The following is a 13,943-nucleotide window of genomic DNA, read 5'->3' as shown; positions in this document are numbered from 1 at the left end:
ATTATGCATCTCCTTTCTCGACAACTTTTTTATCAGGTGCGACTTTATCCATAATGAAGCGAATCGCAAAGCTGATTCCAACGAAGAAGATAATTGACGCAATCACGATTTCAACAATTTCTTTTGGTACCCCAACACTTGGCATTTTCAGTCCACCAATTTTTAAAATACCGAAGAGAATCGCTGATAAGAAGATTCCGATTGGGTTACCGCCACCTAATAGTGACACGGCCATTCCGTCGAAACCAATTTCTGGTGCAGCACTTAAGATGTATAAGTTCTCAAAAGTACCTAAACCTTCAACAACTCCACCCATCCCTGCTAAAGCGCCGGAAATTAACATTGCTAAGACGATATTTTTCTTAGCGTTCATTCCAGCATACTCAGAAGCAAAAGGATTTAAACCAACTGAACGTAATTCAAAACCAGTTGTTGTTCGTTTCATTAAGAGCCAAACTAAGCCGATCATAATAATCGCTAAGAAGATTCCTAAGTTTAAGCGGGAACCGCCAGATATTTCTGTTAAGAAGCCAGCTCTTAAAGAGGCATTCTCAGAAATCTTAGGTGTGGCATCTGCATTTTCTGTAAAGACGTTACGAACTAAGTGGTTACTAATGTGTAAGATTGTGTAGTTTAACATAATCGTCACGATGACTTCACTTGTTCCAAATTGTGCTCGCAAGAAGCCAGCAATCCCTGCCCAAAAAGCTCCAGCAGCTGCCCCAATAATAATACAAAGTGGCACTAAAATAACTTTTGGTAAATCTGGGAAAGTCATTGCCATCCAAATTGCAGCAATCCATCCTGATAAGGCTTGTCCGGCTAAACCGATGTTGAAGAAACCAGCAGTATTAGCAATCGAGAAACCTAAACCAGTTAAAATTAGCGGCGTTGCTAAACGGAGAACTTCACCGATGTTATAAGAACGACCAAAGGCTCCTCTTAACATTGCGCCATAACCTTCAGCTGGATTATAACCGAAGGCTACCATAATAATAGCTCCTAATAAAAGACCTGCGATAACGGAGATAACCGGAACTGCGATACTTTTAATCAATGAATTTTGTTTATTCACTAGTCGCCGCTCCTTCCTCTTTAAGACCTTCACGGGCTTTATACAAAGGTACCCCGGCCATTAATAATCCTAATTCTTGTTCACTTGTTTCTTGAGGGTCAACGATCCCTACAATGTCTCCTTCGAACATAACAGCAATTCGATCTGAGACGTTTAAAATTTCATCTAACTCAAAACTCACTAATAAAACACCCTTACCATTGTCTCTTTGCTCGATTAAGCGTTTATGAATATACTCAATCGCCCCAACGTCTAAACCACGAGTTGGTTGAGCGACAATCAGTAAATCTGGGTCACGATCTATCTCCCGGGCAATGATTGCTTTCTGTTGGTTACCACCAGAAAGGGCACTTGCCGGTACTAATTCATTAACTGTTCTGACATCAAATTCTTCAATTAACTCACAAGCGTGAGAATTAATCTTGCCATAATTTAGGAGTCCATTGCGACTTAGAGGTGCTTTATAATAAGTTTGAATCGCAATGTTTTCGGCTAAAGTCATTGGTAAGACAAGACCAAATTTGTGACGGTCTTCTGGAACATGGCCAGTACTGTTTTCGGTAATTTGACGAGGTTTCATATTCGTCATATCTTGACCGTTTACTTCAATCGTACCACTTTCGACTTTACGCATTCCGGTAATCGCTTGTAATAGTTCACTTTGACCATTACCATCAATTCCCGCAATTCCTAAGACTTCACCAGCTCTTACTTCTAAACTCAGACTTTTAACCGCGTCTAATCCACGATTTTCTTTCACGACAATATTTTCGATCTTCAAGACCGGTGTTGTCGGATTAGCTGGACCTTTCGGTGTCTTAAATGACACCGAACGACCAACCATCAAATCTGCTAATTCTTGAGGTGAGACATCGGCCACATTAACAGTGTCGATACTCTGACCACGACGGATGACCGTACAACGGTCAGCCACAGCTTTGATTTCATCAAGTTTATGCGTAATGATAATAATTGATTTTCCTTCGTCGACCAAACCGTGCATGATTTGAATTAACTCATCAATTTCTTGAGGCGTTAAAACGGCAGTTGGCTCATCAAAGATTAAGATGTCTGCTCCACGATACAAAGTTTTCAGAATTTCCACCCGTTGTTGCATCCCAACAGAAACGTTGGCGACTAATTCATCGGGCTCAATTTTAAATCCGTATCTATCCGAAACAGCCATAATATCTTGGTAAGCTTGTTTTTTGTCAATCTTCCCTGCATTCGTCGGTTCACTACCTAAGATAATATTTTCGGCAATTGTAAAATTATCAATCAACATGAAATGCTGATGGACCATTCCAATCCCTAGCTTGTTAGCCACAGTGGGATTAGAAATTTTTTCCTCTACTCCTTTAATGCGAATGGTACCTGAAGTTGGCTCTAATAAACCTGATAAAATGTTCATTAGTGTCGATTTCCCTGCCCCATTTTCACCTAGTAAAGCATGGATTTCACCTTTTTTAACTTTTAAATTAATATTGTCATTGGCTTTAAACGTTCCAAATGCTTTTGTGATATTTTCCATTTCAATCACGTATTGTGATTCGTTCACTATGTTCACTTCCTAACTGTTTCGGTTAAATACGTTTACGCATTAGCTTACTTCATTTTAAAATTATTTTTTTTCTGGTGCTTCGGCAACTTCAACTTTGCCATCTTTGATTTCTTCTTTGGCAGCTTCAACAGCTGTTTTAATGTCATCTGTTAATTGACCTTCTGTTAAATCAACTCCGCCATCTTTCAAACCATAAACCATTGTTTCGCCACCAGGGAAGTTACCTGCTTCAGCTTTTTCTGATAAATCTTTAACAGCTGTTCCTACACCTTTAAGAGTAGAAGTTAATGTTACGTTTTTACCATCGTATTCGCCTTCAGCTTCTTGGTCACGGTCAACTCCGATTACCCATACTGGGTTTTCAGGGTTAGTTTTCATGATATCGATTGCTTCTGAGAAGACACCGTTACCTGTATCGCCTGATGCGTGGAAGATTACGTCAATTCCACCTTTGTACATTGCTTGAGCAATTGTTTTACCTTTAGCTGCATCACCAAATGATCCAGCGTATTGAACATCAACGTCGATGTCTTTGTTAACTGATTTAGCGCCTGCTACGAAACCAGCTTCAAAACGACCAATAACTTCGCCTTCTTGTCCGCCAACGAAACCAACTTTGTTAGTTTTAGTTGTTTTAGCAGCTGCAATTCCAGCTAAGTATGATGCTTCGTTATCTTTAAAGACAACTGATGCCACATTATCTTTACCTTCGACGACTGAGTCGATGATTACAAATTCTGTTTCACTATTTGCTCCGGCAATTTCTTCAATTGCTGGTTGTAATTTAAAACCAATACCAAATACTAAGTTAAAGCCATCATCGATTGCACTGTTTAAGTTTGGTGTGAATTCTGAGTCAGAGTTAGATTGGTAGTAGTTAAAACCACCAGTTCCTTTTTCTTTACCAGCTTCTTTACCCCATTCTTGTAAACCTTCCCAAGCAGATTGGTTAAATGATTTATCATCTACGCCACCTAAGTCAGTTACTAATGCTGCTGAAAAATCACTTGCTTTGTCTTTACCGCCAGCTGCGCTTTCGTCTGTTTTAGCGTCTTTACCGCTACCACATGCAACTAATGTCGCTGCCAAACCTAGTGTTAATAAACCCATTCCGATCTTTTTCGATGTCTTCATCTTTAAAGCCCCCTGTATTTTTTTTATTTAACAGTCATTTCTGACTGGCTAAATCACAAATCATTATAGTTGTTCTTCCGTAAATGAATACGGCAATAGCTCAGCAATCGTCGTATCTTTTGTTAGCCCATCTTTATTAACCAAAGTAACTGGCATTGACGGTTCACAAAACTCGACCATTACTTGACGACATGCACCACATGGAGATATTGGGTCATCAGTGTTACCTGCGACTACCAAATGTTTAAACTCACGGTTGCCTTCAGAAACAGCTTTGAAAAAGGCCGTTCGTTCCGCACAGTTCGTTAAACCAAATGAGGCATTTTCAATATTGACTCCAGTAAAAATTTGACCATCTTTCGTTACTAAGCAGGCACCGACTGGAAATTTTGAATAAGGCACATAGGCCTTAGCGTAGACTTCCCGAGCTGCTTTAATCCAATTATCTTTTTGGCTCATTAGAAACGCTCCTTTATCCTTCAGTTACAATCGCGATACTCGCACTCGTACCTAAACGAGTAGCACCTGCATCGATCATGCCTTGAGCATCTTTAGCAGAGTGAATCCCACCTGAAGCTTTAACGCCCATTTCTGGCCCAACTGTTTGACGCATGATTGCGACAGCAGCTTCAGTTGCTCCACCTGTTGAGAAACCAGTTGACGTTTTAACAAATTCTGCCCCAGCTTCTTTAGCTAAACGGCTAGCTGTAGCAATTTCTTCATCTGTTAAGAGACAAGCTTCAATAATAACTTTTACTAAGGCTTTATCTTTTGCTTCATTAACAACTGCTTCGATGTCTTTTTTAACAAAGTCTTCGTTACCAGCTTTTAATTGGCCGACGTTGATAACCATATCAACTTCGTCTGCGCCATTGTTAATCGCATCTCTTGTTTCAAAAGCTTTCACTTCTGGCGTATTGGCACCTAGAGGGAAGCCAATCACGGTACAAACTGCGACCGGCTCTTTTGATAATAGCTCAGTTGCTAACTTGACCCAAGTTGGGTTCACACAAACTGAGTAGAACTGATGCTCTTTTGCCTCATCTATTAATTTACGTAAATCAGCTTCCGTTGCATCAGCTTTTAAAATGGTATGATCGATCTTTCTATTGAAACTCATCTTTTCAACCTCTTCCTATTATTCAGTTACTATTTTTCTAACTAAAACTGGCTCTTCAACTGTTTCACCAATCTCAATATTATTATATAACATTTCCGTCACTTCTGCGATATCTTCTCGGTTAGCATAAACCGTTACTAAAGGTTCGCCAGCTTCAACCATCATGCCGACTTTTTTATGTAGCTTAACACCAACGCTATAGTCGATGACGTCTTCTTTTGTCTTACGGCCTGCTCCTAAAAGCATGGCTGCAATTCCCACGTTTTCAGCGTGAATTTCCCGAACACACCCTGACTCTTTCGCTGGCAATTCAATAACATACTTGGCTTGAGCCATTTTTTCCGGATGGTCAACGATATCAGCATCGCCACCTTGGTTAGCAATCATGACTTTGAACTTTTCAAGGGCTGCCCCTGATTCAACGGCTTCAATCAACATGCCGCGAGCTTCTTCTAACGTTTCAGCTTTACCAGCTAAAACAACCATTTGGCTACCTAACACATAAACCATTTCCGTTAAGTCCGCTGGTCCATGACCTTTTAAAGTTTCAATCGCTTCTACGACTTCAATCGTATTTCCGATGGCTTCACCTAAAGGTTGAGACATATCAGAAATCACAGCCATTGTGTTACGACCAGCTAGCTTGCCAATGTTAACCATTGTTTTTGCTAAACGACTAGCATCGTCGATGTTTTTCATAAAGGCGCCATCACCAGTTGTGACATCTAAAACAATGGCATCGGCTCCTGAAGCGATTTTCTTACTCATAATCGAGCTAGCAATCAAGGGAATCGAATCAACTGTTGCTGTCACATCTCTTAAAGCGTATAGTTTTTTATCAGCTGGAGCTAAGTCACCTGATTGACCTGTTACCGCAACTTGACTTTCATTAACAAAACGTAAGAAGTCTTCATTAGGTAACTCTACTTTGAAACCAGGAATTGCTTCTAACTTATCAATCGTACCACCAGTATGACCTAACCCACGGCCAGACATCTTCGCAACTGGTACACCGACACTAGCAACTAAAGGTGCTAAGACGATTGTCGTTGTATCACCAACGCCACCTGTTGAATGTTTATCAACTTTTACGCCATTAATAGACGATAAATCGATTACATCTCCTGAATTAGCCATTGCTAATGTTAAATATGTAATTTCCTCGTCTGTCATGTCTTGATAAAAAATTGTCATTAAAAAGGCACTTACTTGATAATCTGGAATCGTGTCTTCCGTATAACCTGTTACGAAAAACTCAATTTCCTCTTTTGTTAATTCGCCACCTGAACGTTTCTTTTCGATTAAATCAATCATTCTCACAAACTTGTCCCCCTATATGTCATCACTATTATAACTAAACATTCGGCAAAGGTAAAAATAAAACTTAGTAAAACGTTTTACCAAACCTAAACATTCGTGTTACAACCGCTTTCATTTATGATGATACCATCATAATTTTAAATAGTCAAACGTTTTACTGAATTTCTTTTGACTAAATTGGTCGGAAAAATTTTATTAGGAATCCGCGAATAAGGATTAGCAATGGCGTCTACAGTAAACTTCGCTGCTGAAAAGCCAATCTCAAAAATGGGTTGATAAACAGTCGTTAAGGCTGGTGCTAAATAATTACCAATGTCTAATCCATCAAAGCCAATAACCGAAATATCTTCAGGCACTCGTAAGCCTGCTTCATGGATCGCTTGATAAGCCCCAACAGCCATTTGGTCATTTGTACAGACTAAGGCCGTGAAGTCGTTAGTATTTTGCTTCAAAAGTTTCTTAGTCCCTTTATAGCCACCTTCAATCGTTAAGTAACTTTCCGCCACTAACGTTTTAGTATAGGCAATGCCGTGATCTTCTAAGCAATTCAAATAACCGGTAATCCGTTCCGACAACTGGTAATAATCTTCGACTTCTCTTAAAAAACCAATCTTCCGATGGCCATGATCGATTAAGTAACTGACCGCTTCATAGACACCTTTATATTCTTCAACAATTAACTTCCCTTCATTACGTTGGTTCTTACCTAAATCAACTAAAATTACTGGCAATTGTTTCTTTTTAGCGTAACAGTAATTCATAATCTCTTCATCTAAGGTATTCGGTGTAGCAATAATAATCCCTTCTACTGAACGATGAATCAATTCTTCAAAATATTTCTTTTCTAATTGACTGTCATGTTTCGAATTACATAAAATAATCATGTACCCTAGAGAATTCAAATAAGTCTCCACCCCTTCAATCAACTTAGAGAAGAAGAAATCGGTAACATCTGGCACAATCATGCCAATTGTTTTAGAACGTTTAGTAATCATACTTTGGGCAAAAAAATCAGGTTTATAATTAAATTCTTCAACAATTTCTAGGACTTTTTGTTTCGTTTCTTCACTAAAGCGGCTGCCTTTATTGTTTAAGATTTGTGAAACGGTAGTTGTTGAAACACCAGCTTTACTGGCGATGTCTTTAATCGTTAATTTCATGTTCCTTGCCCACTTTCATAGTCCGTCACTAACTGGTAACTTATTCTACAACTATCATAGCAAAGTTTCGGAATAATTAACACTCCCTTTCTGAGCTGCACTTCCCCAACACTGAATTGTCAGACAATTCAAAATTTAAGTTGACAAAGGTTCCCTTTTTAACATATACTAAACTCATCTCAAATCAGTGGAGGGTTTTTATATGAAACCATTAAATACCAAACAACTGAATAACACTTTCTTTTACTTTAGCTTCTTTAGATAGTGTTTGTAGTCATGAGCTCATGGGTGCAAACAATGTTTTGTATCTATGTTGGCTAAAGCATTTTGTCGTACCGACAAAAAGCCACGTAGGATTAATTAAAATCTAAGTGGCTATTTCAATAACGTATGAGTTTTACATTAGACTTACACAGCCATTTAGATAATCATATCTAAATGGCTTTTTGTTTGTTAAAAATACTAGTCACACCAACTTAGGAGGAATTAGGATGAAACAAAGAACATGGAAATTAGGATTAACACTTTTAGCAGGCACCGCTTTATTAGCTTTAGGGGCTTGTGGCAAACAAGGGACAGATCAAGCCGCCAAAGATACCTTAACGATTGGGGTGTTACAACAAGTTGAACACGGCTCTTTAGATGCCGCTTACGCTGGCTTCGTTGAAGGCTTAGCCGAAGCTGGTTATACTGATGGCGAAAATATCACGATTGATTTTCAAAATGCTCAAGGCAGTCAAGATCAGTTAAAAAGTATTAGTGAAAAACTCGTTAAAAGCAACGTTGATTTACTCTTAGGAATCGCCACACCCGCTGGTCAATCCCTGTTAAACGAAACGAGTGAGATTCCGATTGTCGTCACAGCTGTTACTGACTTAGAAAGCGCCAAACTCGTTGACTCTAACGAAAAACCCGGTGGTAACTTAACAGGAACTTCTGATATGGTACCGATTGAAAAACAAATTGCACTACTATTAAGCGTCATCGATGCTCCTAAGACAATCGGAATTATGTACAATGCTGGAGAAGCTAACTCGAAAATCCAAGCTGACTTAGCAAAAGCTGCCCTGGAAAAAAGTGGTGTCACAGTCAAAGAAGCTGTGGCCAACAGCACTAACGACGTCCAACAAGTGGCTACTAGTTTAGCCAAAGACGTTGATGGCATCTACATCCCCACTGATAATACTTTTGCTAGTGCCATGGCGATTGTCGGTGATGTTGCGAAAGAACATAAAATTCCCGTTGTGGCTGGTTCCGTTGAAATGGTTGAAGACGGCGGTTTAACAACTTTCGGCATCGATTACCAAGCCTTAGGTAAACAAACTGGTAAAATGGCGGCTCGCATCTTAAAAGAAGGTGAAAATCCTGGGGAAATGGCAATCGAAACTTCTGAAGATTTAAAATTAGTCGTTAATGAAGACATGGCGAAAGCTTTAGGCATTGACCCAAGTAGTATTCAAGCACCAAAATAAGCGAAGGCTTTTTGCTTTCGTAAACAAAGGACGTTTTTCATGGAAACCATTGTCTCAATCTTTTTAAATTTACCAAGTATTTTCTTGTCTTCCTTATCTCAAGGTTTATTATGGGCCTTGTTAGCAATTGGCGTCTTTATTACTTATCGGATTTTAGATGTGGCTGATTTAACGACTGAGGGGACTTTTCCCCTTGGTGGGGCGATTGCTGCGACAGCGATTGTTAACGGCTTACCGCCAGTTGTCGGTACACTCTTAGGTTTTATTGGGGGCATGTTAGCCGGCTTAGTTTCTGGCTTACTCCACACTAAGTTAAAAATCCCGCCACTTTTAGCGGGAATTATTACAATGACCGGCCTTTACTCTCTTAATTCTCGGATTATGAGCGGTCCCAACGTTTCCCTTATCGGTGAACAACGAATTTTTACTTGGTTTGAAACGCTCGGCTTAAGTAAAAATAATGCTGTCATTTTAGTTGGTTGCTTAATTGTCCTTGTCTTGATTTTAAGTTTGTTTATCTTCTTTAGAACTGAAATCGGCTTATCAATTATTGCCACTGGTGATAATCCTGACATGAGTCAAGCCAACGGCATCAATACTAATACGACTAAGATTCTCGGTTACATGTTAGCCAACGGCTGTATCGCTTTAAGTGGGGCTTTATTAGCCCAAAACAACGGCTTCGCTGACTTAAATGCTGGGGTTGGTACGATTGTGATTGGCTTAGCTTCGATTATCATCTCAGAAGTTCTCTTTGCTAGTCAGCCCCTCCTTTTCAGAATGGGCTCAATTGTCTTAGGCGCCATTATTTATCGCTTTATCTTAGCAATTATTTTAGAATTTCCTATTGAAGCAAATGACAACAAACTTTTTTCAGCTTTAATTTTAATTCTTTGTTTATCATTGCCCCTCATTAAGAAAAAGTTCCAAGGTAAAAAACGTCAAGGAGGTCACATTAATGGAAACCATTCTGCAAATTAAAGCACTTCACCAATACTTCGAACGGGGAACTGTTAATGAAAACCACGTCTTAAAAGGACTTAACTTAGAAATTAAACAAGGGGACTTTATTACGATTATCGGTGGCAACGGCGCTGGTAAATCCACCTTACTAAACAGTATCGCTGGCACTTTACCAATTGAAGAAGGCCAAATGTTCCTAGGCAACAAAGACATTACTAAACAGAATGTCGTTAAGCGCTCAAAACAAATTAGTCGGGTGTTCCAAGACCCCCGGATGGGCACTGCCGTCCGTTTAACTGTCGAAGAAAACTTAGCGATTGCCATGAAACGTGGCTCCCGTCGTGGCTTTACTCCTGGCGTTAAGAAAAGTGATCGGCAGTTTTTCCAAGAACAGTTAGCTACCTTAAACTTAGGTCTTGAAGATCGCTTACAAACGGAAATCGGCTTACTTTCTGGTGGCCAACGACAAGCGATTACGTTATTGATGGCAGCAATTGTTAAACCGGATTTACTCTTACTTGACGAACATACCGCCGCCCTTGACCCGAAAACCTCATCTGTCGTGATGGACTTAACAGAAAAAATCATCGCTGAGCAAGGTTTAACCGCCTTTATGGTAACTCATAATATGGCCGATGCCATTACTTACGGCAATCGCCTAATCATGTTACACCAAGGGCAAATCGTCGTTGATTTAGCCCAAACTGAAAAAGAAAACTTAACCGTAGCAGATCTTTTAGAGCTCTTCCACAAAAATAGTGGCAGTGCTGTACAAGACGATGCCTTACTCCTCGGTTAATTTTTTTAAAAAGGTCTGATAGCCAACACCGGCTGTCAGGCTTTTTTATTTCCCTTTCATCAAATAACGAAGGTTAATTATTGACTTGTAACTACTCCTTATTTATAATGATTATAAAGTACTAAATTCACAATCATAGGAGGAATTATTAATGTCATTAATTGGAAAAGAAATCGAAGGGTTTCAAACAGAAGCTTACCATCAAGGAGAATTCATCTCAGTAACAAGTGAGGATTTAAAAGGAAAATGGAGCATTATTTGTTTTTACCCAGCGGATTTTACGTTTGTTTGTCCCACGGAATTAGAAGATTTACAAGAACAATACGCTACGCTCCAAGAGCTAGGTGTGGAAGTTTATTCTTGTTCGACTGATACCCACTTTACTCATAAAGCATGGCACGATACTTCTGATGCTATCGGAACTATTAACTATATTATGTTAGGTGACCCTTCCCATGCTATTTCAAGACAATTTGACGTCTTAGACGAAGCTAGCGGCTTAGCCCAACGTGGAACGTTTATCATTGACCCAGAAGGCATTGTCCAAGCGATGGAAATTAACGCAGATGGCATCGGCCGTGATGCCAGTTCTTTAATTGATAAAATTAGAGCTGCCCAATACGTACGCGCTAATCCCGGAGAAGTTTGCCCTGCTAAATGGAAAGAAACTGGCGAAACGTTAAAACCAAGCTTTGATTTAGTTGGTAAAATTTAAGGAGGTCACTATGTTCGATCAAGATACTAAGACACAATTAGAGCAATATTTAGCCTTATTAGAGTCAGACATTGTTTTTATTGCTAGTCTGGATCAGAGTCCAGACTCTGACAAGCTTCGGGAATTTTTAACGACTGTTGTTCAAATGTCTGACAAATTAACGTTAAAAGAAGCCCCTTTAAGCCGGACTCCTAGTTTTGAAATCAATCAAGGAGAATCACCAAGCGGGATCGCTTTTGCAGGGTTACCGCTGGGACACGAATTTTCTTCTTTTATTTTAGCCTTACTTCAAGTCAGTGGTCGGCTACCGAAAATACCTGATGCCCAAATGACGGTGATTAAAAACATTGCAACAGAATTAGCATTTACGAGTTATGTCAGTTTAACTTGTCACAACTGTCCTGATGTTGTTCAAGCCTTAAATATCATGGCGGTCTTAAATCCGAAGATTTCTCACACTATGGTTGAAGGTAGCATGTTCCAAGCAGAAGTCACTGCTAAACAAATTATGGCCGTTCCGGCTGTTTTATTAAATGGAGAAGAATTCGCCAATGGTCGGATGACGATTGAAGACATTTTAGCGAAAGTCACTGGTCCAGTGAACTCTGCTGAGCTAGCTGAGAAAGAAGTGTTTGATGTCCTTGTTGTTGGTGGCGGACCGGCTGGTAGCAGTGCTGCTATTTACGCCGCTCGTAAAGGCATTCGCACAGGCATGGTCGTTGATACTTTCGGCGGTCAAGTCTTAGATACTTTAGGGATTGAAAATGTCATCGGAACCCCTTATATTGAAGGGCCAACACTGATGCGCCAAGTCGAAGAGCATGTTAATCAATACGGCGTCGACGTGATGAAAGGCCTACGAGGAAAAGACATTCAAAAGAAAGAACACATTGAATTAACTTTAGAAAATGGCGCCGTTTTAGAAACTAAAGCTTTAGTTTTAGCAACTGGCGCTCGTTGGCGGAACATTAATGTCCCTGGTGAGCAAGAATTTAAAAACAAAGGCATTGCTTATTGCCCACATTGTGATGGTCCTTTATTCGCTAATAAAAATATTGCGGTCATCGGTGGTGGGAACTCTGGCGTTGAAGCCGCCATCGATTTAGCGGGCATGGGTCAACACGTCTACGTCTTAGAGTTTTTACCAGAATTAAAAGCCGATCAAGTCTTACAAGATAAATTAGCTTCTTTAAGTAATGTGACAGTTATTACGAATGCTGCGACTAAAGCCATTGAAGGTCAGCAACACGTTGAGTCGTTAGTTTATGAAGATCAACTAACGAAAGAAACCCACAAACTAGCCGTTGAAGGGGTCTTTATTCTGATAGGGCTAATGCCTAACACTGAATGGCTACCGAAAACAATTGATGTCACTAACCGGGGAGAAATTATCATTGATGACCACGGGATGACTAATCTACCAGGGGTTTTTGCTGCTGGTGATTGTACCACAAGTATTTATAAGCAAATTATTATTTCCATGGGTGCAGGTGCAACAGCTGCCTTAGGGGCTTTTGATTACTTAATTAGACAATAATTACAAAAAAACCAAACAGAAAATTCTGGCTGTATAATTTTTGGTGTGGATGAAGAGATTCATTCACACCTATTTTTACGCAAAAAAATAGAAACATATGAACTTTCCAGTTAGAATAAAGTTGCTTACACCAATTCAGGGAGGAAAATTCATATGTTTCATAACGATTATATCCGATTATCACTTAATTTAAAAGACCCCAATATCACATTTGCTGAAAAAGCATGCGTTGAACAAAAAATAAAAGGCGTTACTGCAACCCTTTATTTTGCTACTTTGACTTATACACCCACTCATTGTAAATGTTGTGACCGAGAAAACACTGATTTTCTACTTGTTAAGAATGGCTTTCTAACTTCAAGGGTAAAATGGCTTCATCTGGCCAATCGGCCAGCTTATATCGAGTTAAAGAAACAACGGTTTCTTTGTCGTAAATGTAAAAGAACCTTTGTCGCCCAATCAGAAGAAGTTGCCCCTAGCTGTTTTATAGCTAATAAAGTGAAACAGTCCCTCGCTATTGAATTAGGTGATGCCATTTCGTTAAAGGATTTATCTCGACGACACAACGTTTCTCCAACAACTGCTGAACGTATTTTAACTCAGTTAGGCGCTGCTTTTAAAGTTGACTATACTTATCTACCGCCCAACCTATCTCTAGACGAATTCAAGTCTGTTAAAAATGTTGTCGGAAAAATGAGCTTTATTTACTGTGATTCCGTTACTCATGAAATCATTGATATTCTGCCAGACCGTCGCTTAAACGGTTTAAAAGAGTACTTTTCTCGCTTTAGCTTAGAAGCACGACAACAAGTAAAAACAATCGTTGTTGACATGAATGCCGCTTATTTTACATTGGCTTGCGAGCTCTTCCCTAACGCTGAAGTAATCATTGATCGATTCCATGTGGTTCAATTAATTTCTCGTTCATTGAATCAAACACGCATTCAAATCATGAAACAGTTCTTTGGTTCGAACGCTAGTAAAATGAAAGATTATCGCAAGCTAAAAAACTACTGGCGGTTAATGCTGAAGTGTTCAACTGAGCTTGATTTTCAAACTTACAATTATCAAAGACTCTTTAAAAAAC

At 39.5% G+C, this 13,943-nt stretch carries 13 protein-coding genes; 6 read left to right on the top strand and 7 right to left on the bottom strand.

All coding sequences use genetic code 11. The features are described from left to right. Position 1: 1 nt before the first annotated feature. The 7 genes from CBF35_RS05730 to CBF35_RS05700 form a co-directional block, all read right to left on the bottom strand. Entirely contained in the window at positions 2–1,075 is a 1,074-nt protein-coding gene (locus CBF35_RS05730) for an ABC transporter permease (RefSeq protein ID WP_126779015.1), read from the bottom strand. Next, complete coding sequence (locus CBF35_RS05725; protein ID WP_126779253.1) at positions 1,068–2,606, bottom strand: ABC transporter ATP-binding protein; 1,539 nt, start codon at positions 2,604–2,606, stop codon at positions 1,068–1,070. The genes CBF35_RS05730 and CBF35_RS05725 overlap by 8 nt, the downstream gene beginning before the upstream one ends. A gap of 90 nt (positions 2,607–2,696) precedes the next feature. After that, positions 2,697–3,770 carry a BMP family lipoprotein gene (locus CBF35_RS05720; protein ID WP_126779014.1) on the bottom strand — a complete coding sequence of 358 codons (1,074 nt, stop codon included), beginning with the start codon at positions 3,768–3,770 and terminating at the stop codon, positions 2,697–2,699. 63 nt (positions 3,771–3,833) lie between these two features. After that, positions 3,834–4,229 carry a cytidine deaminase gene (locus CBF35_RS05715; RefSeq protein WP_126779013.1) on the bottom strand — a complete coding sequence of 132 codons (396 nt, stop codon included), beginning with the start codon at positions 4,227–4,229 and terminating at the stop codon, positions 3,834–3,836. A 13-nt stretch (positions 4,230–4,242) separates the two neighbouring features. Next, on the bottom strand, positions 4,243–4,890 hold the full coding sequence (gene deoC, locus CBF35_RS05710) for a deoxyribose-phosphate aldolase (RefSeq protein WP_126779012.1): 648 nt from the start codon (positions 4,888–4,890) through the stop codon (positions 4,243–4,245). 18 nt (positions 4,891–4,908) lie between these two features. Next, positions 4,909–6,210, bottom strand: coding sequence for a pyrimidine-nucleoside phosphorylase (locus CBF35_RS05705; RefSeq protein WP_126779011.1), 1,302 nt, complete (start codon positions 6,208–6,210; stop codon positions 4,909–4,911). 137 nt (positions 6,211–6,347) lie between these two features. Continuing rightward, a complete protein-coding gene (locus tag CBF35_RS05700; protein ID WP_126779010.1) occupies positions 6,348–7,370 on the bottom strand; it encodes a LacI family DNA-binding transcriptional regulator in 1,023 nt (340 codons plus the stop codon). Between the two features lie 491 nt (positions 7,371–7,861). On the opposite strand from CBF35_RS05700, the gene CBF35_RS05695 reads away from it, so the two are divergent. The 6 genes from CBF35_RS05695 to CBF35_RS05670 all read left to right on the top strand — a co-directional run. Beyond that, on the top strand, positions 7,862–8,842 hold the full coding sequence (locus tag CBF35_RS05695; protein ID WP_126779009.1) for an ABC transporter substrate-binding protein: 981 nt from the start codon (positions 7,862–7,864) through the stop codon (positions 8,840–8,842). Between the two features lie 39 nt (positions 8,843–8,881). After that, the gene (locus CBF35_RS05690) at positions 8,882–9,823 is read left to right on the top strand and encodes an ABC transporter permease (RefSeq protein WP_126779008.1); all 942 of its coding nucleotides are present in this window, start codon (positions 8,882–8,884) and stop codon (positions 9,821–9,823) included. Next, positions 9,801–10,604, top strand: a complete 804-nt coding sequence (locus CBF35_RS05685) for an ABC transporter ATP-binding protein (RefSeq protein ID WP_126779007.1) — start codon at positions 9,801–9,803, stop codon at positions 10,602–10,604. Before CBF35_RS05690 ends, CBF35_RS05685 begins: the two co-directional genes overlap by 23 nt. 151 nt (positions 10,605–10,755) lie before the next feature. Then, complete coding sequence (gene ahpC, locus CBF35_RS05680; RefSeq protein ID WP_126779006.1) at positions 10,756–11,319, top strand: alkyl hydroperoxide reductase subunit C; 564 nt, start codon at positions 10,756–10,758, stop codon at positions 11,317–11,319. A 10-nt stretch (positions 11,320–11,329) separates the two neighbouring features. Continuing rightward, the gene (ahpF, locus tag CBF35_RS05675; RefSeq protein ID WP_126779005.1) at positions 11,330–12,856 is read left to right on the top strand and encodes an alkyl hydroperoxide reductase subunit F; all 1,527 of its coding nucleotides are present in this window, start codon (positions 11,330–11,332) and stop codon (positions 12,854–12,856) included. A gap of 153 nt (positions 12,857–13,009) precedes the next feature. Continuing rightward, the coding region (locus CBF35_RS05670) for an ISL3 family transposase (RefSeq protein WP_126779004.1) at positions 13,010–13,943 on the top strand (934 nt) is incomplete at its 3' end.

This window comes from Vagococcus salmoninarum (genome assembly GCF_003987495.1).
Lineage (GTDB): Bacteria > Bacillota > Bacilli > Lactobacillales > Vagococcaceae > Vagococcus_D > Vagococcus_D salmoninarum.
This window is presented reverse-complemented; position numbering and strand designations above follow the sequence as displayed.

Coding starts and splice junctions, on each gene's coding strand:
- CBF35_RS05725 (WP_126779253.1), bottom strand. CDS start 2,606: ATGGAAAATATCACAAAAGCATTTGGAACGTTTAAAGCCAATGACAAT.
- CBF35_RS05720 (WP_126779014.1), bottom strand. CDS start 3,770: ATGAAGACATCGAAAAAGATCGGAATGGGTTTATTAACACTAGGTTTG.
- CBF35_RS05715 (WP_126779013.1), bottom strand. CDS start 4,229: ATGAGCCAAAAAGATAATTGGATTAAAGCAGCTCGGGAAGTCTACGCT.
- deoC (WP_126779012.1), bottom strand. CDS start 4,890: ATGAGTTTCAATAGAAAGATCGATCATACCATTTTAAAAGCTGATGCA.
- CBF35_RS05700 (WP_126779010.1), bottom strand. CDS start 7,370: ATGAAATTAACGATTAAAGACATCGCCAGTAAAGCTGGTGTTTCAACA.
- CBF35_RS05695 (WP_126779009.1), top strand. CDS start 7,862: ATGAAACAAAGAACATGGAAATTAGGATTAACACTTTTAGCAGGCACC.
- CBF35_RS05690 (WP_126779008.1), top strand. CDS start 8,882: ATGGAAACCATTGTCTCAATCTTTTTAAATTTACCAAGTATTTTCTTG.
- CBF35_RS05685 (WP_126779007.1), top strand. CDS start 9,801: ATGGAAACCATTCTGCAAATTAAAGCACTTCACCAATACTTCGAACGG.
- ahpC (WP_126779006.1), top strand. CDS start 10,756: ATGTCATTAATTGGAAAAGAAATCGAAGGGTTTCAAACAGAAGCTTAC.
- ahpF (WP_126779005.1), top strand. CDS start 11,330: ATGTTCGATCAAGATACTAAGACACAATTAGAGCAATATTTAGCCTTA.